General features: G+C 60.1%; 16 protein-coding genes, 1 pseudogene and 1 riboswitch. Of the genes and pseudogenes, 12 read left to right on the forward strand and 5 right to left on the reverse strand.

Going from position 1 to position 19,161, the window contains the following annotated elements; genetic code table 11:
• The first annotated feature begins 129 nt into the window (after nt 1–129).
• Nucleotides 130–1,362 (forward strand): MFS transporter, encoded by a 1,233-nt coding sequence (locus tag K5R89_RS12890; protein ID WP_049014070.1) that lies wholly within the window; start codon nt 130–132, stop codon nt 1,360–1,362.
• A 39-nt stretch (nt 1,363–1,401) separates the two neighbouring features.
• Here the strand turns inward: K5R89_RS12890 and K5R89_RS12895 are convergent, their stop codons facing one another.
• Nucleotides 1,402–2,316 (reverse strand): DMT family transporter, encoded by a 915-nt coding sequence (locus K5R89_RS12895; RefSeq protein ID WP_217259402.1) that lies wholly within the window; start codon nt 2,314–2,316, stop codon nt 1,402–1,404.
• 202 nt (nt 2,317–2,518) lie between these two features.
• Between K5R89_RS12895 and K5R89_RS12900 the strand changes: the two are divergent.
• Nucleotides 2,519–3,617: pseudogene (locus K5R89_RS12900) on the forward strand (iron-containing redox enzyme family protein).
• On the opposite strand, the gene K5R89_RS12905 reads toward K5R89_RS12900, so the two are convergent.
• Nucleotides 3,593–4,171, reverse strand: a complete 579-nt coding sequence (locus K5R89_RS12905) for a TetR/AcrR family transcriptional regulator (RefSeq protein ID WP_023289743.1) — start codon at nt 4,169–4,171, stop codon at nt 3,593–3,595. The pseudogene K5R89_RS12900 and the gene K5R89_RS12905 sit on opposite strands and share 25 nt — an antisense overlap.
• A gap of 145 nt (nt 4,172–4,316) precedes the next feature.
• Here K5R89_RS12905 and K5R89_RS12910 point away from each other — a divergent pair, with 145 nt between their 5' ends.
• Both K5R89_RS12910 and K5R89_RS12915 read left to right on the forward strand, forming a co-directional pair.
• Entirely contained in the window at nt 4,317–4,934 is a 618-nt protein-coding gene (locus tag K5R89_RS12910) for an HAD-IB family hydrolase (protein WP_227523335.1), read from the forward strand.
• Nucleotides 4,935–4,958: 24 nt separating this feature from the next.
• Complete coding sequence (locus K5R89_RS12915; RefSeq protein WP_217220598.1) at nt 4,959–5,531, forward strand: GNAT family N-acetyltransferase; 573 nt, start codon at nt 4,959–4,961, stop codon at nt 5,529–5,531.
• Between the two features lie 38 nt (nt 5,532–5,569).
• On the opposite strand, the gene oxlT is transcribed toward K5R89_RS12915, so the two are convergent.
• Nucleotides 5,570–6,826, reverse strand: a complete 1,257-nt coding sequence (oxlT, locus tag K5R89_RS12920; protein ID WP_217259401.1) for an oxalate/formate MFS antiporter — start codon at nt 6,824–6,826, stop codon at nt 5,570–5,572.
• Nucleotides 6,827–7,536: 710 nt separating this feature from the next.
• On the opposite strand from oxlT, the gene K5R89_RS12925 reads away from it, so the two are divergent.
• Nucleotides 7,537–7,968 carry a DUF4354 family protein gene (locus K5R89_RS12925; RefSeq protein WP_217220589.1) on the forward strand — a complete coding sequence of 144 codons (432 nt, stop codon included), beginning with the start codon at nt 7,537–7,539 and terminating at the stop codon, nt 7,966–7,968.
• A gap of 227 nt (nt 7,969–8,195) precedes the next feature.
• On the opposite strand, the gene K5R89_RS12930 is transcribed toward K5R89_RS12925, so the two are convergent.
• Both K5R89_RS12930 and K5R89_RS12935 read right to left on the reverse strand, forming a co-directional pair.
• Entirely contained in the window at nt 8,196–8,423 is a 228-nt protein-coding gene (locus K5R89_RS12930) for a hypothetical protein (protein WP_101994829.1), read from the reverse strand.
• Between the two features lie 42 nt (nt 8,424–8,465).
• Entirely contained in the window at nt 8,466–8,816 is a 351-nt protein-coding gene (locus K5R89_RS12935) for a hypothetical protein (RefSeq protein ID WP_049014075.1), read from the reverse strand.
• A gap of 538 nt (nt 8,817–9,354) precedes the next feature.
• Nucleotides 9,355–9,453, forward strand: a riboswitch (guanidine-I (ykkC/yxkD leader).
• Between the two features lie 56 nt (nt 9,454–9,509).
• On the opposite strand from K5R89_RS12935, the gene K5R89_RS12940 reads away from it, so the two are divergent.
• The 7 genes from K5R89_RS12940 (at nt 9,510) to atzF (ending at nt 19,125) form a co-directional block, all read left to right on the forward strand.
• Nucleotides 9,510–10,568: a putative urea ABC transporter substrate-binding protein gene (locus K5R89_RS12940; protein ID WP_032452903.1), complete on the forward strand. Its 1,059-nt coding sequence runs from the start codon at nt 9,510–9,512 to the stop codon at nt 10,566–10,568.
• A 24-nt stretch (nt 10,569–10,592) separates the two neighbouring features.
• Nucleotides 10,593–11,408, forward strand: coding sequence for an ABC transporter permease (locus K5R89_RS12945; RefSeq protein ID WP_221853867.1), 816 nt, complete (start codon nt 10,593–10,595; stop codon nt 11,406–11,408).
• A complete protein-coding gene (locus K5R89_RS12950) occupies nt 11,405–12,181 on the forward strand; it encodes an ABC transporter ATP-binding protein (RefSeq protein ID WP_217220583.1) in 777 nt (258 codons plus the stop codon). The genes K5R89_RS12945 and K5R89_RS12950 overlap by 4 nt, the downstream gene beginning before the upstream one ends.
• 4 nt (nt 12,182–12,185) lie before the next feature.
• Nucleotides 12,186–12,914, forward strand: a complete 729-nt coding sequence (locus K5R89_RS12955) for an urea amidolyase associated protein UAAP1 (RefSeq protein ID WP_032454968.1) — start codon at nt 12,186–12,188, stop codon at nt 12,912–12,914.
• A 10-nt stretch (nt 12,915–12,924) separates the two neighbouring features.
• A complete protein-coding gene (locus K5R89_RS12960; RefSeq protein WP_217220581.1) occupies nt 12,925–13,560 on the forward strand; it encodes an urea amidolyase associated protein UAAP2 in 636 nt (211 codons plus the stop codon).
• Between the two features lie 166 nt (nt 13,561–13,726).
• Nucleotides 13,727–17,332, forward strand: a complete 3,606-nt coding sequence (gene uca / locus K5R89_RS12965; protein ID WP_217220578.1) for an urea carboxylase — start codon at nt 13,727–13,729, stop codon at nt 17,330–17,332.
• On the forward strand, nt 17,329–19,125 hold the full coding sequence (atzF, locus tag K5R89_RS12970; RefSeq protein ID WP_101989573.1) for an allophanate hydrolase: 1,797 nt from the start codon (nt 17,329–17,331) through the stop codon (nt 19,123–19,125). Before uca ends, atzF begins: the two co-directional genes overlap by 4 nt.
• Nucleotides 19,126–19,161: the final 36 nt, after the last annotated feature.

Here is a 19,161-nt window from a genome sequence, read left to right on the forward strand (position 1 = left end):
CCGGAAAAGGGGTGTAATTAACAAAAGAGCAACTTTATATACAAACAATTTACACAAGCGGTGGCACCTGCCTGCTCTGCCGGACGCCGCGCAAGCTCCCGGCAACGCCGTCGGGATAGGGATGACAAGATGCACGGCTGGACTTCACGACAGCGCAATGCGGCGATCGCCAGTTTTTTAAGCTGGACGCTCGATGCTTTCGACTTTTTCCTGTTGGTTTTTTTACTGAGCGATATCGCCCACTCCTTTCACGTCGACCTCGAAGAGGTCACCCTGGCGATTCTGCTGACCCTGGCCGTGCGGCCCGTCGGCGCATTGATCTTCGGCAGGGCGGCGGAAAAGTTTGGCCGCAAACCGATTCTGATGCTCAATATCGTTTTCTTCTCCGCCTTTGAGCTGCTCTCCGCCGCGGCGCCGTCGTTGATGCTGTTTTTTCTGCTGCGGGTGCTGTACGGCGTGGCGATGGGCGGGATCTGGGGCGTGGCTTCGTCGCTGGCGATGGAGACGATCCCCGACCGCTCGCGCGGCCTGATGTCCGGTCTGTTCCAGGCGGGGTATCCCTTCGGCTATCTGCTGGCGGCCGTAGCCTACGGGCTGCTGTTTGCACAGCTCGGCTGGCGCGGGATGTTTGTCATTGGCGCCGCCCCGGTGCTGCTGTTGCCGTTTATCTATTTCTGCGTCGAGGAGTCCCCGGTCTGGCTGGCGGCCCGGCAGAGTAAAGCGAGCACGGCTCTGCTGCCGGTGCTGCGTAGCCACTGGAAGCTGTGCCTGTACCTGGTGGTGCTGATGGCGGCCTTTAACTTCTTCTCCCATGGGACGCAGGATCTCTACCCGGTATTTTTGAAAGTCCAGCACGGGTTTGCGCCGGAAACGGTCAGCATTATCGCGGTGTGCTACAACATCGCCTCAATCATCGGCGGGGTGTTCTTCGGCTCGCTGTCGGAGAAGATTGGCCGGCGCAAAGCGATTATGATCGCCGCTCTGCTGGCGCTGCCGGTGATCCCGCTGTGGGCTTTCGCCAGCGGCTCGCTGGCGCTAGGGGCCGGGGCGTTTCTGATGCAGTTTATGGTGCAGGGCGCCTGGGGGGTGATCCCGACCTGGCTCAACGAACTGGTCCCGGCCAACACCCGGGCGGTGCTGCCCGGTTTCGTCTATCAGCTGGGGAATCTGCTGGCCTCGGTGAATGCCACCCTGCAGGCCTCCATTGCGCAGCACCACGGGCATAACTACGGCCTGGCGATGGCCCTGGTGGCCGGGACGGTGGCGATCGTCATTACCATTCTCACCTTCTTTGGCCGCGAGGGCCGGGTGGCGCAACCTGCCGGAGCGGCGAGTCACCAGCCGCTCTCCACCAGCCGTTAAGGGCTGACGCCGGGCGTAATCAGGCGCCCGGCAGACACGCTAACCGCGCAGGCGAACCGTCGCCGCCTGGCGTTTTTCCAGCGAGCAGATGCCAATCCCCAGCATAATGAACAGCGCGCTGAACAGGTGCCAGGCATGGGGCTGGGTATGCAGGAAGAGGATGCTTAACACGCCACCCGAGAGGGGGATGATGTGGGTGTAAATCTCCCCCCGCGTGGTGCCGATGGTGGCGATCCCTTTATTCCAGAACAGATAGGCCAGCCATGACGGAAAAATCACCAGATAAGCCAGCCCGCTGAGGAAAAACGGCTCGCGCCAGGCATCCCAGTCCTGCGCCGGGTGGCGCATCAGCCAGAAGGCGACGATCGGCAGCAGGAGCAGGGCGCCGAGCAGCGAGCTGACGGCGACAAAGCCATTCGCCGGGATCCGGCGGTCCTTCAGACGTAACAGCGAACAATAGAGCGCCCAGCTCAGCGCCGACCCCATCGCCCACAGATCGCCGACGGAAAAGGTATGCAGCGAGGCGGCATGCAGCGGGTTGCCCTGGAATAAGAGGATCATCACGCCGAGGGTGCTGAAGACCACCCCCAGCCAGTTGCGGGCCGATACCGGGTCGCGAAAAATCAGCCGGTTAATCAGCAGCACCATGCTCGGCGTGGCGGACATATAGATGGCGGCGTTGAGGGCGGAGGTGGTTTGCAGACCGATATAGAGCGTGAGCGGGAAACTGACCTGACCGAAGAGGGTGAGCACCAGCACCGCCGGGGCGTTTTCCCGCAGCAGATGACGACTGCCGGCAATCTGCCGACGGTAGAGCAGGCCCAGCAGCAGCGCCGTTAACGCCCACCGCGCTTCGGTCATCAGGATCGGATCCACGCCCTGAACCAGCACGTGACCGACAATGTAATTCCCACCCCAGAAGAGGGCGGCCAGCGTCAGTAACAGATAGGGCATCGTGATTCCTTGTGTCGTTTGTCACTGTACTGAATGGTAACGTTATTATTTTTATAATATCAACACTATTTTAGTGACTTTTGTTCTGTTTATTTAAAGTCGTTAATAAACAGCATATTAACAATGTGGTTGAAATTTCCGTTGCCGCATTGTGAGCGGTACTATACCGTATAGTCGCCATGCATTTCACAGGGACAAATTCATGCGTAATACCGACAATGGGGTCATTGGTAGTGACCAAACCGCGGTGATGGCCAGGCTGGCGCTGGATGAGTTAATTGACCAGCTTCTGCACAGCAACGCGCTGTCGCTGAAGCTGACGGCCAATCCGCTGGTCGCTGACAGAGCCTGGCATCTGACGGAGAATACCTGCATCCGCGCCTTCTCCGCTGACGATCCGCAGGCCAAAAAGCGCGCGCACCATGCGCTGTTCATCCTTTATCAGTCCTGGCTTGCCGACCCGCTCTCGCCGGCGGCTGCCAATCAGTTTCATCCGCTGCTCTCCGGGATCCGAAATTACATTGAGTCTGAATGGCTGCGGGCGGAAAGCAAACGTTTCCACCGCCAGAGGCCGGTGCTCAATGCCGGCAATATCGTCGACGAACTGCGCGCCTTATGCCAGCAGCACCCGGCGTCTCATCATCCGCTGTTCGATTTTCTTGCCAGCGAGGCCTCCGCGGCGCAAATCGACTATTTCTTCAAAAGCGACAGCGCGCTGAATCTGCTTTTCTTCGATCTGGTGGCGATGGGGCTGGTGGGCTCGTTGCCGGAAACCCGCGCCGAGATTGCGCAAAATCTGTGGGATGAGATAGGCCAGGGCAGCACTGAGATCACCCACGTTAATCTGTATAAGGATTTACTGAAGCGGCGGAATATCGCTTTACCGGACAATCATTTTGCCCATCTTTATGAGTGGCAGGGGCTGGCCGGGTATAACGCCTTTATGCTTGGCGGCATAAATCGTCAGCATTACTACAAATCGCTCGGGGTGATGGCGATGACCGAACTGCTCGACCCGCCGCAGTATGAAAAACTGGTGGCGGGCTGTCGGCGGATTGGGCTTAGCGATCGCGACGTGCATTACTATGCCGAACACATCACGGTCGATATCGGCCATGCGGACGGTTGGCTGAACAATGTGATTGTGCCGATTGGCAAAAAACATCCGGCGGCGATGGAGGAGGTCTACTTTGGCGCCGCGCTGCGCCTGCAAACCTGCAACGATTACTATGACGGTCTGCTGGCGGCGCTGCAGTCGCTGGACGGCAGCATGCGCTCACAGCGTACCGCCTTCTGAGTAGATCAGCGCTTTGGCCGCGCTCCAGGCGGTCGTCCCCGGCGGGATCTCCCGGCATTCGGCGGACTCGGCCTGCTGGGCGGCGATGGCGCCATCGATGAGCATCACCATCATCATGGCGACCCGTTCGGCAGGCTCTGGTTTTAATACCCGAGTCAGAATATCGCGGAAGAACTGCCACAGGCGCGATTTGAACCGGGAGCACTGCTCCCGGATCGCCGGCGATGACGCGCCATATTCAAACAGCGCGCGGGTAAACATGCAGCCGTGGAACGTTTCGCAGGTCAACCAGCACTGATAGTAGTCGAACACGGCGAACAGCTTCTCCCGCGCGGTGGCTTTATCCGCGGTGATCTGCGTCAGATCCTGCATAAACTCGCTCTCTTTCTGCCGGAGGATAGCCAGAATGAGCGCCTCTTTATCGGCATAGTAGCGGTAGAAGGTCATTTTGGAGATGCCGGCATGCTCAGCAATCCGCTCGATGCTGGGCGACTGATATCCTTCGCGATTAAACAGCGCGCTGGCGTGGCGGAGAATGTCCGCTTGTTTTGGCTTCATGCGTTTTCCTGTCGAATGGTTCGCTGTCATGACTGCCGGTGACCCGGTCGTCCTGCGACAGCGGTGCATTATGCCGGATCTTGCCGCCAGGCGAGCAAAAAGTAAATCAGCCGCGCCACGCGCGGCGCCGGTATTGGTGTATAAGGTGACAAGGATAAAGAAGAACATTGCCTTTTTTGACTTCGATGGCACGATAACCCACGAAGATACGTTTACCCCTTTCATTTATCAGTCCCTCGATGCGAAAGCCATTCGTCGGGGCAAACTGCGGCTGTTGCCCTATATTCTCGCCTGGAAAATGGGCTGGCTTTCAGCCTCTGCCATCCGGCAAAAAGTGTTTCATTATGCTTTTGCCGGGAAATCGCAACCTGAGATCCTGCAGCGTGGGAACGATCATAGCCAGGCGTTTATTCCCCGCACGCTGCGGGAGAACGCGATGCAGCGTATAGCCTGGCATCAGGCGCGAGGGGACACCGTGGTGGTGGTCTCAGCCTCGCTGGATGTCTACCTTCGACCGTGGTGCCAGCAGCATAATCTTGAGCTACTGTGCAGCGAAGTGGAATTTCAAAACGGGGCAGCGACCGGAAAGTATCAGGGTGGAGACTGTAGCGGCCTGGCCAAAAAGGCGCGTATCCTGGCGAACTACGCCCTGACCGATTACGAAGCGATCTTCGCTTACGGCGATACGCCGGAAGATTTCGCCATGCTGGCGCTGGCCACCACTCAAATCTATCGCTGGGAGGAGGCACCGCCATGCGGCTAGCGGCGTCAGGCTGCGCAGGTTAAGATGGCGCGCTATTGCCCCCCTCACCAGGAAGAAGAGATGTTGCTACCCCTGACCACGCCCCGGCTGCTGCTGCGCCGGTTCAGAACGGAAGATCTGCCGTCTTTCAGCCGCTATCGCAACCTGCCGGAAGTGGCCCGCTTTCAGAGCTGGAGCCATTACGGTATGGCAGAGGCGACTGCCTTCTATGAACAACAGCGTTCCCTGGCCTTTGCTGAGGATGAGAGTTGGTTCCAGCTTGCCGTAGAGATCCAGGCCAACGGTGCGCTGGCGGGAAATGTGGGGATCCACTTTTTCGATCAGGGCAGACAGGCCGAGCTGGGGATGACCTTTTCCCCGGCGTATCAGCATCAGGGGTATGCCCGGGAAGCCATAAAGGCGGTGATGGCCTTACTCTTTGAACCGTTGGCCCATCACCGGCTGATCGCGGTGGTAGACACCCGCAATACCGCCGCGATCAAACTTCTGGAAGGGCTGGGCTTTCGTCGCGAGGCGCATTACCGGCAGAATATCTTTTTTAAAGGCCAGTGGGGCGATGAGTATCTGTACGCGCTGCTGCGCAGCGAATATCAGTGAAGTGACGGCCTGGCCGTCACTTCTGCCAGGGTTGCCGGTTAGGTATGCTGGCGGATAAAGCGCGCGCGCCACGGTTTTAGCACCCACAGCGCGAGGGCGGCGGTGACAAAATCCAGGCCAATGGCGCAGCTGAAAACCACATGCCAGCCGTGGGTGTACTGATAGAGCAACGCCGCCAGCGGGCCGCCGAAGATTGACCCGATGCCCTGAGAAATATACAGCCAGCCATAGTTGCTGGCGGCATGTTCGCTGCCGAAGGTATCGGTGAGCGTCGACGGGAAGAGGGAGAAGATTTCCCCCCAGCCAAAGAACACCACCCCGGAAAGCAGGACAAACAGCAGCGGATCTTCCCGGCACGCCAGCCAGAGCGTCATCGCCACCCCCTCCAGCGCAAAGGCGATAAACATGGTTTGCTCGCGGCCGAAGCGGTCGGAAATAAAACCAAACAGCGGCCGGGTTAAACCGTTGGTGAAGCGGTCTATCGTTAACGCCAGCGGCAGGGCCGCCATGCCAAACACCACCGCCTGGCTAATGCCGAAGTCCTCGGCGAACACCGCCATCTGCGAAGTGACCATCAGCCCGGAAGTCGACATCATCGCCATCATGGCAAACATCAGCCAGAACAGCGGTTGACGCAGCATTTCCCGGGAGGTAAACGATCTGCTGCTCTGCGCCACCGTCTGGCTGACGGGCAAAGAGACAGCAGGCGGCGGCAGCTTCAGTCCCTGACTGGCTAGGAAGCCGACGAGTGCGAAGAGGACCCCGAAGGTCGTCATCGTGTGTTCAAGGCCGTTGGTGGTCAGCGACAGGGAGATGGGGAAGGTGGTTAGGATGGCCCCCATCCCGTAGCCCGCCGCCACCGCGCCGGCGGCGAACCCCCGCTGCCGCGGAAACCATTTGACCATCAGGCCGACAACGCCGATGTAGACGATCCCGGTTCCAAGGCCGCCCATGCAGCCATAAACCAGCCACAGCGTCGCCAGGCCATTTACCTGTGCGGAAAGCACCCAGCTCATTCCCGCCATCACCGTGCCGATAGCGATTAGCCGCCGTGGGCCAAATTTCTCCACTAACCGCCCCTGAAAGGGCGAAAAGAAGGTCTGGAGGATGATCAGCAGCGAGAAGGTTACCTGCAGCTCGGGCAGACCGACGCCCAGCTTTGCGGCCAGGGGGTTCGTCAGCAGCGTCCAGACATATTGCGGACTGGAGATGGCGGCCATACAGATCAGGCCCAGCACCAGCTGGCGCCATTTGCCATATTTCGGGGTAACCAACGGTTCGCTGAGTGTCGTCATGTTGTTCTCCGTTTTCAGTTAACAGGTTTCCGTGAAACGCATCCGCCCTGGAGGCTTCACGGAGAGAAGAAGGCGTTGGCGTCGCGACCGCAGGTGGCTATGGGTTGTCGCCTCCTGGCCTGAGATCTTGTCAACATCGCTGTATACAACCGCAGAGCATTAAACGTGCCAGTTAAAATAGTTCTTTATATACAAACAGTTAACATGGAAGTGTGGGAGGGGATGGGATTCAGTATGGTGAACAGGCGGCACTGAGTCGGTGCAAATGGGTCATCGCTGTGCGCTTCACTTATTGATTGGCTCAAGGCCGATGGTAGGTCCAATGGAAAAAGAGGCATGGCATTCAGGCGGGGGACAGGCACCCACCTGTTTATCCTCTTCCTGATCGCTGATTATATTCACGCTATAGATACAGGAGGCGCTAACCTGGTCGGTGCGAACGGCTTTAAATCGCATGCTGATGAAGTTGAAGATAAACCCTGCTTAAACATGACGCAGAAATAAGTGAAAAATAAGTTACAGGTAACAATTTATTAAATTCACATTGGAATTATTTTAATGGTTATTTTCTCAATGCGTTGATTTATAAGTTTAAATATAATGACAGCCTGGATTTTCATCAAATAGTGATAACGGAGAATATCATTGATAATACCAATATCATGATCTATGGTAGCGTTCACTTAATAGTAAATTGAATGAGGTGGGAAATGCATAATTATATTGCCAAAGGTATTGCGCTGGCTGTAGCCATCGCTGCCTCAGGAACGGTGCAGGCTATTGATAAAAAGAATCCTGATCCTTATTTTTCAGGGGTCAAGATTTTTGCCCTAAAGGAGGCCGCCGGAAGTGAATGGGATAGCGTGACCGGCGAGGCGAAGTATCTGGTGACCTATAAAGTTACGCTTGATAACTTCTCTGATAAAAGCATTGAACCTGGCAAAGATAACAAAATGTGCTTCTTATTGTATGATAAAAATGGCAAGTCATTTATGAGCACGGGTATTGAAATGGAGATGCTGAAAAAATACAAACCCATTGAAAGCCGAACAGGTAACGTGTTCTTCAGCAGCGCCGATCCTGAAATACTGAATATACCTTTTGTCCGTCTCGCTTTCGGTAAAGACTGCTTAACAAAATAACTACCATCCCGAGCGTGGATGATCTGCCTTATATGACGTTAGCGTAACACCAGGCGTCCGTCAGGTGTTACGAGATGAACATAACATCTGGATGATGAGGGCCGTGCGCGGCAGACATCAACTGTGTCAAGCACTACGCTCATCTGAAGTAGGTCACTCGTATTTCATTTTACGGGGGAGGTGCGTCTGCCGGGAGGGGGATACACTGGCCAGTTATTGGACAATCTTTACGCGTCTTTTTTTGCGTCGCTATCCGTGACGCTCCTGATGATTTTTCTCAGTTGGCAAATGCCAAAACTCATCGCTAATTTATTATGGTGCTTCGCTTTGCTTACGGTGCCTGTAAAAAGAGAGTGCCCGACAAAATGGCTATCCTGATAAAAAACAGTATCTGCGTGTAACTCGCCAGAAATCACCAGCACAGCTATTAGCAAAAGGAGAGAGGTTTTCATCATTCGTTTCTTTTCAGCTTAACTCTGTCTCTGGTTATCCGGGCATTATGAACACCGTTCAGCAATGGTAGTGACCGACCGATGTATATCCGGGGCATGCGGCGCATAATAAAATTCTACCGAAGTCTGCCTGCCGTTGAAGTTACTGATTTCCACCCACGCGACAGTCGTTTTTTCAGTATTCATCAGGTTGTATTTATCGATGTTTTCAGGAAGGGTGTCATCATATTCCAGCGATAAATTCGCTTTAGAAGCGGCATAATGAAGGCAATCGATCACCTGATGTTTTCCCTGATTAACGTAATAGGTTTCTTCTTCCGGGTGTATGCCCACATCCCCCAGATCCACACAACCACTTAACAGAAAAAGGGTGGGCAACATCAGCAATATTTTCATGGAACCTCTCTGTGTTAAATAACATTGGCGTGATTTTAACTTGTATTTAACAGGCCAAGCATTCTGAGTTAACGAATGGTGAATTTATTCCACCCCTCTACTTAACGTGGCGCAATATTATCACCGTGCGTTAAAGCGCACAAGCTTGCGATTTAGCGTTAGTATGTATTCAACATTTAAATGCTTTACCGTCAGGCGGGTAAAACAGGCGGTAAAAATATGATGCCCCCTGGCGACGGGACAGGGGAGAAGCGCCTGCGACATCCCCATGTCGAAGCGGCGTAATGGCAAACATTTACCCCGTGCCATGATAATCAGCTACAGGATTCATCCCCCATGCCCCCCGGCCGGTTGTTTGCCAGGACGCGGTGGGCTTTCCTTTTGCACCAAAGTTATGCAATGCCCCACTTTTACTCCCCATTTTTGGGAGGCGATGCGCCGGTTGGCGGTAAATCACTGAAAGCACGCCTGTCTGGCTCCTGGCATGGCGCTTGCAAGACCATCAGCAGAAAGCAGCGCAACAGACAATTTAGATCACACAATAGCTGGCTAGGGTTCCGGTTCACCGCGGTGAACGTCTGGTCCGAGAGCTGGCGACCTCGGCGAGGTTACACGGCGGGATAAAAGCCCGGGAGACAGCAGCACCGTTGGGTGTCGCGCTGCTCCGTTTCTCGTGCTAACCAGAGGTCCACCATGAAAACATCGCCGCTCCTCCGCTCACTTGTCCTGTCGCTGACGCTATTGACCAGCGTCCCGTCCTTTGCCGCCGTCAAGAAAGAGTTCAACGTCTGCTGGACCATCTACGCCGGCTGGATGCCCTGGGGCGCCATCAGCAATGAAAAGATCATCGATAAATGGGCCAGCAAGTACGGCATCAAAATCAATATTGTTCAGCTCAACGATTACATCGAATCCATCAATCAGTACACCGCCGGGCAGTTTGACGGCTGCACGATGACGAATATGGACGCCCTGACCATTCCGGCGGCCGGCGGTGTCGACAGCACGGCGCTGATCACCGGCAGCTACTCCGATGGTAACGACGGGGTGGTCCTGAAAGGGGCGGATAAAAAGCTCAGCGACCTGAAAGGGATGTCGGTGTATCTCCCGGAGCTGTCGGTCTCCCACTATCTGCTGGTGCGCGGCCTGGAAAAAGCCGGGCTGCAGGAAAAAGACGTCAAGGTGGTGAATACCTCCGATGCCGATATCGTCTCGGCTTTTGGCACAAGCGGCGTGCGGGCGGCGGTGGCCTGGAATCCACAGCTGTCGGTTATCAAAAAGACCCCGCAAACCAGCGAAGTGTTTAGCTCCTCGCAGGTGCCAGGCGAGCTCATCGACATGATGGTGGTCAATACCCAGACCCTGAAAGATAACCCGGCGCTGGGCAAAGCGCTGACCGGCGCGTGGTTTGAAATGATGGCCAAAATGAAGGCCGGCGATACCCAGGCGCTGAGCGCTATGGCCGCCGACTCCGGTACCGATCTCGCCGGCTACCAGGCGCAGCTCAAAACCACTCATCTTTTCTGGACGCCTGCCGACACCCTGGCGTTTATCGCCTCGCCGGATCTGGCGAAAACCATGCAGCGTGTGGCGCAGTTCTCCTTCGATAAAGGTCTGCTGGGCGAGGGGGCGCAGAGCGCGGACTTTATCGGCATGACCTTCCCGGGCAATGTCACGCTCGGCGATGCCGCCAACCGCAAACTGCGCTTTGACGACAGCTATCTGAAGCTGGCCGCCGCGGGCCAGCTGTAATGATTGCCGCCGGGAGACCACGCCATGCGCCACATTAACCGATATCCCCAAAAGGGGATGCGCCTGACGCTGATGCTGCTGCCGTTTGTGCTGCTGATCGCCGCCTGGTTTATGGGATCGGCGGTGCGGCTGGAAGCCAATCCGCAGGACAAATTGCTGCCAGGCCTGTCGCAAATGGCGGCGGCCATTGACCGGATGGCGTTCACCCCGGACAAACGCAGCGGCGAGTATCTGCTGTGGGCCGACACGCTGATCAGCATGAGCCGTCTGCTGACGGGCCTGGCCGTCTCGTCGCTGATCGGCCTCGGCATCGGTATCCCCGCCGGCGTCTTCCCGATGTACCGCGCGGCGCTGTCGCCGCTGATGACGGTGGTGTCAATGATCCCGCCGCTGGCGATCCTGCCGGTACTGTTTATCGTCTTTGGCCTGGATGAGCTGTCGAAAGTGATGCTGATCGTCATCGGCATTACGCCGATGCTGGCGCGCGACCTGGAGCAGCGGGCGCGGGAAATCCCTGCGGAGCTGTTTATAAAGGCGCAGACCCTGGGGGCCAATAGCTGGACGGTGGTGCTGCGGGTGGTGCTTCCCCAACTGCTGTCGCGGCTGATCGCTTCTCTGCGCCTGCTGCTGGGCTCGGCATGGCTGTTCCTGATCTCCGCCGAGGCCATCTCCGCCACCGCCGGGCTGGGGTATCGCATCTTCCTGGTGCGGCGCTATATGGCGATGGACGTGATTATTCCGTATGTCATCTGGATCACGCTGCTGGCATGGCTGATGGATCTGGCGCTGCGTCAGCTGCATAAAGCCTGTTTCCCGTGGGCGGAAGGAGGCCGGGGATGAGTTTTATCGACATCAAAAACATCTGGCAGGAGTACGGCGACCACGTGGTGCTGGAGCGCATCAATCTGCAGGTGAAAGAGGGCGAGTTTTGCTCAATGGTTGGCGCGTCCGGCTGTGGTAAATCGACCTTTCTGCGTCTGCTGCTCGGTCAGGAGCTACCGACCCGCGGCGCCATCCTGCTCGACGGCCAGCCGCTGGCGGCGGAGCCGGACCGCAGTCGCGGCGTGGTTTTCCAGCGCTATTCGGTGTTTCCGCATCTCAACGTGCTGGATAACGTCGCCATCGGCCTGGAGCTGCCGGCGTCCCCGCTGCTGGGGCGCCTGTTTGGCGGCAGAAAGCGCGAAGCCCGGCAACAGGCCCAGCGAATGCTGGAGAAAGTGGGCCTGGGACACGCCCTGGATAAATACCCGGCGCAGCTCTCGGGCGGGATGCAGCAGCGGCTGGCCATTGCCCAGGCGTTCGTGATGCAGCCGCGGGTGCTGCTGCTGGACGAGCCCTTCGGCGCGCTGGATCCCGGCATTCGCAAGGATATGCATGCGCTGCTGCTCCAGTTGTGGAGCGAAACGCGCATGACGGTGTTTATGGTCACCCACGACCTGGCCGAAGGCTTCAACCTGGGCACGAGGCTGCTGGTGTTCGACAAAGTGCGCATCGACCCGCAGGCGCCCAACGCCTGGGGAGCGCGTATTACCTACGACATCCCGCTCAATGAAGCGCGGATGGCGCAACTGGCCGCCGGTAGCGACACCAACGTTTACGCATTAAGGAGATAAATTGATGACTGAACTGTTTCACTCCACCCCCAGCCTGCGCGAAGAGCGGCTTCCCGGCGGGGCGCACACCTCGCTGATTTTGCGCAAAGGGCAGATCCTGCGCCTGACCGATCTCGACGGCGGGGCAAACGTCAGCATGATGATGCTCAATCCTCATGAGAAAAGTGAGCGCCTCAACCTGCCGGATACCCTCAAAGGACAGCATACCGCGCGCCTGACCGCCGGGCATTGTTTCTACTCCGATATGGGCCGGGTGCTGGCCGGGATCGTCGCCGACAGCTGCGGCTGGCACGATCCGTTCGGCGGGGTCCTCAACGCCGGGGAGACGCACGACAAATATGGCGCCGGACGCTACCAGGAATTACGCAATGGCTTCTACCGCAACGGCGTCGATAACCTGCTGGTGGAGATGGGGAAATGGGATCTCGGTCTGGAAGATCTGCTGATGGTGGTCAACTTCTTCAGCAAAGTGACCGTCGATGACGAGGGGCGCTTTCACTTTGTCTCCGGCAACAGCCGCGCCGGGGACTATGTGGAACTGTATGCCCCGATGGACGTCCTGCTGGTCCTCACCGCGCTACCGCATCCTCAGGATCCGGCCACAGAGTATGCCCCCCGTCCGGTGCAGCTGAGCTGGTATCAGGCCGACGATGAAGACGCGGCCACTCAGGCGCTCCTGACCCGCGATGAGAACCTGCGCGCGTTCCGCAATACCCAACTTTTTGCCCTGTAAGGAGGCGTTTATGACCCTTATCACCAGTCACCGACGTCCGGAAGAGGCCGTCTATCGCCATGTGATCCCCGCCGGGGAGCCGTGGCTGTTCGAGGTTAAACGAGGGCAAACCCTGCGTCTGCTCGATCTCGAAGGCAACCAGGCGATTGATACCCTGTTTTACAACGCCGACAACCCGCGCGAGCGCTACGATGCGCAGCGCACGCTGCGCCGCCAGGGTAACGCCTACCTCACCGCCGGCAGCGTGCTCTATTCCAACCTTGGCCGTCCGCTGATGACCATCGTGGCCGATACCTGCGGGCGGCACGATACCCTCGGCGGCGCCTGCGCCCAGGAGAGCAACACCGTCCGCTACGCCCTCGACAAGCGCTACATGCACAGCTGCCGGGATAATTTCCTCTGCGCCTGTCTGCATGATGGCCGTCTGCATAAGCGCGATATCGGCGCCAACATTAACTTCTTTATGAACGTGCCGGTGACGCCGGAGGGGGGGCTGACCTTTGCGGATGGCATCTCGGCGGCGGGAAAATACGTGGAACTGCGCGCGGAGTGTAACGCCATGGTGTTGATCTCCAACTGCCCGCAGCTCAACAATCCCTGCAATGGCTGGAACCCGACCCCCGCCGAGGTGCTGGTATGGAACTGACCCGCTGGCAGCGCTGGCGTTTGCTGGCCTTTCGGCTGTTCGCCGTTCGCGCCGACCGCCTGAACCACACGCCGACGCGCCACCTTTAAGCGCCGGTTCTCCCGGGGACGACCTCAGGGGAAGACGAATTGTTGCGGGACGACCCGCTTCGCTGTGAGTTCCGCTTATGTTTGATACCTTACTGATTGCCAACCGCGGGGCGATTGCCTGCCGCATTCTGCGCACCCTGCGCGCCATGCAGGTGAAGGGCGTCGCCGTTTACGCCGAAGCCGACCTGAGCAGTCTGCACGTCCGCGAAGCGGATGAGGCGCTGAGCCTTGGCGAGGGGCCGGCAGCGCAAACCTATTTAGTCGTAGAGAAGATCATTGCCGCCGCGCGGCAGAGCGGCGCCCGCGCCATCCACCCCGGCTACGGCTTTCTGTCGGAAAACGCCGCCTTCGCCGAGGCCTGTGAGGCGGCGGGACTGGCGTTTGTAGGCCCGACCCCGCAACAGCTGCGAACCTTCGGCCTGAAGCATACCGCCCGCGCGCTGGCCAAAGCGGAGGGCGTTCCGCTGCTGGAAGGCAGCGACCTGCTGGCCGACAGCGAAGAAGCCTGCCGGGCGGCAGAGGCGGTGGGCTACCCGGTGATGCTCAAGAGCACGGCGGGCGGCGGGGGGATTGGCATGCGCGTCTGCCGCGACGCCCGCGAACTGAGCGAGGCGTTTGCCACGGTGCAGCGGCTGGGGCAAAACAACTTCAGCGACGCCGGGGTGTTTCTCGAAAAATATATCGAACGCGCCCGCCATCTCGAGGTGCAGATCTTCGGCGACGGGAAAGGGGCGGTTATCGCCCTCGGCGTGCGCGACTGCTCGCTGCAGCGGCGTAACCAGAAAGTAATTGAAGAGACGCCGGCGCCAAATCTGCCGGACGGGATGGCGCAGGCGCTGTGTAGCGCGGCCATTGCCCTTGGGAAAGCGGTGAACTACCGCAGCGCCGGGACGGTGGAGTTTGTCTACGACAGCGCGGCGCAGCGCTTCTATTTCCTGGAGGTCAATACCCGGCTGCAGGTGGAGCACGGCGTCACGGAGCAGGTGTGGGGCGTGGACCTGGTGCGCTGGATGATCGCCCTGGCGGCAGGGGATTTACCGCCGCTGAGCGAGCTGGCCGCCGGGCTACAGCCCCGGGGGCATGCCATTCAGGCGCGAATTTACGCCGAAGATCCTGGCCGCCAGTTTCAGCCTTCGCCCGGACTGTTAACCGACGTCTGGTTTCCGCCGGCGGACGGCGCTACCCTGCGCATCGACCGCTGGGTGGAGGCCGGCTGTGAAGTGCCGCCGTTTTTTGACCCGCTGCTGGCGAAAGCTATCGTCTGGCGCCCCAGCCGCGATGAGGCGATCGACGGCCTGGCGCAGGCCCTGGCGGAGACCCGCCTGTACGGCGTCGAAACCAACCGCCAGTACCTGCAGCAGATCCTTGGCTTTGCGCCGTTCACCGCCGGTGAACCCTGGACCCGCTGTCTGGAGCAACTGCGCTACCGGGCCGATACCGTGGAGGTACTCAGCGCCGGCACCCAGACCAGCGTCCAGGACTACCCGGGACGTCTGGGGTACTGGGCGGTGGGCGTACCGCCCTCAGGCCCGATGGATGACCGGGCGCTGCGCCTGGGCAATCGTCTGCTGGGCAATGCCGAGGGCGACGCCGCGCTGGAGATCACCCTTAGCGGGCCCACTCTGAAATTTAATACCGCGGTGCAGGCGGTGGTCTGCGGCGCGCCGCTGCCCGTAACGCTTGACGGCATCGACCAGGAGATGGACGGCGTCTTCTCTGTTCCGGCGGGGGCGACCCTCAGACTGGGGGCGATAAGCGGGCCAGGCGTCAGAAGCTATCTCTGCCTGCGCGGCGGCATTCAGGTGCCGGACTACCTGGGCAGTAAAAGCACCTTTACCCTCGGTCAGTTTGGCGGCCACGGCGGACGGGCGCTGCGCGCCGGCGACGTGCTGCATCTTGCGCCTACGGCTGAAACCATCGAAGGCGCGACGCTTCCCGCAGGGTTGCGCCCTGAGCTTGCGGAAGTGCGAACGCTGCGGGTGATTTATGGCCCCCACGGCGCGCCGGAGTTCTTTACCCCGGCGTATATGGCGACCTTTTTTGCCACCGACTGGGAAGTGCATTTTAACTCCAGCCGCACCGGCGTGCGCCTGATCGGGCCCAAGCCGGTCTGGGCCCGCGACAGCGGCGGCGAAGCCGGGCTCCATCCGTCGAATATTCACGACAACCCCTACGCGGTGGGGGCGGTGGATTTTACCGGCGATATGCCGGTGATCCTCGGGCCGGACGGCCCAAGCCTCGGGGGCTTCGTCTGCCCGGTCACGGTGATCGAAGCCGATCTCTGGCAGCTGGGCCAGCTTAAGGCGGGGGATAAGGTGCGCTTTGTGGCGATTGACGTCCCCACCGCCCGGCGGCTGGCGGCAGGCCGTCGCGCAGAGCTGGCGACCCTGCAGGCGCAGGACGTTGCCTGGCAGCCTGTGCCGCTCACCTCGCCGGTGGTGATGACCTGCGGCGACGCTGACAAACGCCTGGTGGCGCGCCTCTCCGGCGATACCCACCTGCTGCTGGAGGCCGGTGAGGCGGAGCTGGATCTGGTGCTGCGCTTTCGCATCCATGCCCTGATGCAGGCCCTTGAGGGGCAATCCCGGGACGGGATCATCGATATCACGCCGGGGATCCGCTCTCTGCAGCTCCATTTCCAGCCGGAAACGCTGGCGCTGGAGACACTGCTGGCGTGGGTCCGCGAGGAGTGGGCCACGGTCTGCATGAGCGACGATCTGCAGGTTCCGACACGGGTGGTGCATCTCCCGCTCTCCTGGGACGATCCGGCCTGCCGCAAGGCGATCGACAAATATATGACCACCGTCCGCCCGGACGCCCCCTGGTGCCCAAGCAACCTCGAGTTTATTCGCCGGATAAACGATCTCCCGGATGAGCAGGCGGTGTGGCAAACGGTGTTTGACGCCAGCTATCTGGTGATGGGGCTCGGCGATGTCTATCTCGGCGCGCCGGTGGCCACGCCCCTTGATCCGCGCCATCGGCTGGTCACCACCAAATACAACCCGGCGCGAACCTGGACGGCGGAAAACTCGGTGGGCATCGGCGGAGCGTATCTGTGCGTTTACGGCATGGAAGGCCCGGGCGGCTATCAGTTTGTCGGCCGCACCCTGCAGATGTGGAATCGCTATCATGAGGTGGCCGATTTTGCCGGCAAGCCCTGGCTGCTGCGCTTTTTCGACCAGCTGCGTTTCTATCCGGTCTCGGCGGAAGAACTGCTGGCTATTCGCCGCGATTTCCCGCTCGGACGCTACCCGCTGCGCATCGAGCACAGCACGCTGCGGCTGGCGGAGTACCAGCAGTTTCTCTCTCGCGAGGCGCAGAGCATTAGCGCATTTCGCGACCATCAGCAGCGGGCGTTTAACGACGAGCGCGAGCGCTGGATCGCCAGCGGCCAGGCCCATTTCGACAGTCAGGAGAGCGCGACAGAAGAGGTGGGCGATGCGCCGCTGCAGCCGGGGGAGCAGGGGGTGGAAAGCCCGGTATCCGGTAATCTGTGGCAGGTACAGACCGCGGCCGGCAGCCAGGTACGCGCCGGCGATGTGCTGGTGGTGCTTGAGTCGATGAAAATGGAGATCCCGCTGCTGGCGCCGTGCGATGGCAGGGTTCGGCAGGTCAATGTGCAGCCAGGCAGCGCGGTGCGTGCCGGGCAGCGGGTGGCAGTGATTATTGAGGAGAAGGCATGATGCAGCAGACGTTTGATTTACGCCTGGCGACTCTGGCGGCGAACTATCGTAACGGCCACACCACCCCGCGCGCGCTGCTGGCGGGGATCCGCCAGCGGGCGCAAGCGCTGGATCCCGAGTTTAATCTGTTTATCCATCTCCTGAGCGAAGCGGAGCAGGCGCCGTTTCTGGCGGCGCTGGAAGGCCATTCGCCAGACACGCTCCCACTGTACGGGGTGCCGTTCGCCATCAAAGATAATATTGACCTTGCGGAGATCGTCACCACTGCCGCCTGTCCGGCGTTTGCTTACCGGCCGACGCAAAGCGCGACCATTGTCGCACAGCTGATTGCCCTGGGGGCGGTGCCGGTGGGCAAAACCAATCTCGATCAGTTTGCCACCGGCCTGAACGGGACTCGTTCGCCGTATGGTCGCTGCCGCAACGCGTACCATCCCGCTTATCCCTCCGGCGGCTCCAGCGCCGGGTCGGCGCTGGCGGTAGCCCTGGGCGTCGCCAGCTTCGCGCTGGGGACCGACACCGCCGGCAGCGGTCGCGTCCCGGCCGGGTTGAATAACCTGGTGGGCCTGAAAGCGACGAAAGGGGTGATCTCCACCGCCGGGGTGGTACCGGCCTGCCGCACGCTGGACTGCGTGACCTTTTTCAGCGCCACCGCCGACGAGGCCAGCCAGCTGCTGGCGCTGGTTGCCCGGGCCGATCCGCAGGATAGCTACAGCCGCCGCAATCCCCAGTGGAACAGTCGTCAGGCCTTCGGCAAGCCGTCCGCCGGGTTTCGCTTTGGCGTCCCGCGGGAGCTTAACTTCCTCGGCTGCCGCGCCAGCGAAGCGCTGTTCGCCCAGGCCGTGCAGCGGCTGACGGCGCTCGGTGGGGAAGCCGTGGCGATCGATTTTGCGCCTTTTCTCGCCGCCGCCCGCCTGCTGTATGACGGGCCGTGGGTCGCTGAACGCTATGCGGTGGCTGGCCCGTTGATTGAGCAGCAGCCTGACGCCGTGCTGCCGGTCATTCGCGACGTGCTGGCGAAAGCGCCTGATATCGACGCGACGGCGACCTTTAAGGCGATGTATCAGCTACAGGAGTATAAAGCGCAGTGCGATGCTATCCTCGGGACGCTGGACTGCGTGCTCACGCCAACCTTTCCGCGGCCGGTAACGCTGGACGAGCTGGCGGCGGAGCCCATCGCCCGCAACGCCGACCTGGGCTACTACACCAACTTTATGAACCTGCTGGACTATGCGGCGGTGAGCGTGCCGTGCGGGTTTATGCCCGACGGACTGCCCTCCGGCGTCACGCTGTTCGGCCGGGCCTTTACCGATCAGTATTTGCTGAGCCTGGCCGACGCCTTCCAGCGCGCGGAGCGGCTGCCGCTGGCAGGCGGCGCGCGGCTGGAGAGCCCGCCGCCTGCGCACCCCGCGGGCCATGATCGGATGGCCCTGGCGGTATGCGGCGCCCACCTGACCGGCCAGCCGCTGAACGGTCAATTGCTGGCGCGGGGCGGCCGGCTGCTGCAGGCGACCCACAGCGCGCCGCGCTATCGGTTGTATGCCCTCCCGGATGGCAAGCGCCCGGCGATGGTGCGTGACGAACCAGAGGGGGCCGCGATAGCGGTGGAAGTCTGGGCGATCCCCAGCGCTGAGGTGGGGTCGCTGCTGGCCGCCATCCCCGCGCCGCTGGGGCTGGGACAGATTGAGCTGGCGGACGGCCGCTGGGTGACAGGCTTTATCTGTGAAGCCGGGGGGCTGGGCGCGGCCACCGAGATCACCGCCTGGGGCGGCTGGCGTCAGTGGCTGGCCAGGTAAACGGAACACCCTCTGCGGTAGCGCCGCAGAGGGAAC

It is taken from the genome of Klebsiella sp. TF21-TM (genome assembly GCF_019753495.1).
Classification (GTDB): Bacteria; Pseudomonadota; Gammaproteobacteria; order Enterobacterales; family Enterobacteriaceae; genus Klebsiella; species Klebsiella quasipneumoniae.

Bases quoted from the DNA above. Each gene is read 5' to 3' on its own strand.
- K5R89_RS12890 (WP_049014070.1), top strand. From the start codon at position 130: ATGCACGGCTGGACTTCACGACAGCGCAATGCGGCGATCGCCAGTTTT.
- K5R89_RS12895 (WP_217259402.1), bottom strand. From the start codon at position 2,316: ATGCCCTATCTGTTACTGACGCTGGCCGCCCTCTTCTGGGGTGGGAAT.
- K5R89_RS12905 (WP_023289743.1), bottom strand. From the start codon at position 4,171: ATGAAGCCAAAACAAGCGGACATTCTCCGCCACGCCAGCGCGCTGTTT.
- K5R89_RS12915 (WP_217220598.1), top strand. From the start codon at position 4,959: ATGGCGCGCTATTGCCCCCCTCACCAGGAAGAAGAGATGTTGCTACCC.
- oxlT (WP_217259401.1), bottom strand. From the start codon at position 6,826: ATGACGACACTCAGCGAACCGTTGGTTACCCCGAAATATGGCAAATGG.
- K5R89_RS12925 (WP_217220589.1), top strand. From the start codon at position 7,537: ATGCATAATTATATTGCCAAAGGTATTGCGCTGGCTGTAGCCATCGCT.
- K5R89_RS12930 (WP_101994829.1), bottom strand. From the start codon at position 8,423: ATGATGAAAACCTCTCTCCTTTTGCTAATAGCTGTGCTGGTGATTTCT.
- K5R89_RS12935 (WP_049014075.1), bottom strand. From the start codon at position 8,816: ATGAAAATATTGCTGATGTTGCCCACCCTTTTTCTGTTAAGTGGTTGT.
- K5R89_RS12940 (WP_032452903.1), top strand. From the start codon at position 9,510: ATGAAAACATCGCCGCTCCTCCGCTCACTTGTCCTGTCGCTGACGCTA.
- K5R89_RS12945 (WP_221853867.1), top strand. From the start codon at position 10,593: ATGCGCCACATTAACCGATATCCCCAAAAGGGGATGCGCCTGACGCTG.
- K5R89_RS12950 (WP_217220583.1), top strand. From the start codon at position 11,405: ATGAGTTTTATCGACATCAAAAACATCTGGCAGGAGTACGGCGACCAC.
- K5R89_RS12955 (WP_032454968.1), top strand. From the start codon at position 12,186: ATGACTGAACTGTTTCACTCCACCCCCAGCCTGCGCGAAGAGCGGCTT.
- K5R89_RS12960 (WP_217220581.1), top strand. From the start codon at position 12,925: ATGACCCTTATCACCAGTCACCGACGTCCGGAAGAGGCCGTCTATCGC.
- uca (WP_217220578.1), top strand. From the start codon at position 13,727: ATGTTTGATACCTTACTGATTGCCAACCGCGGGGCGATTGCCTGCCGC.
- atzF (WP_101989573.1), top strand. From the start codon at position 17,329: ATGATGCAGCAGACGTTTGATTTACGCCTGGCGACTCTGGCGGCGAAC.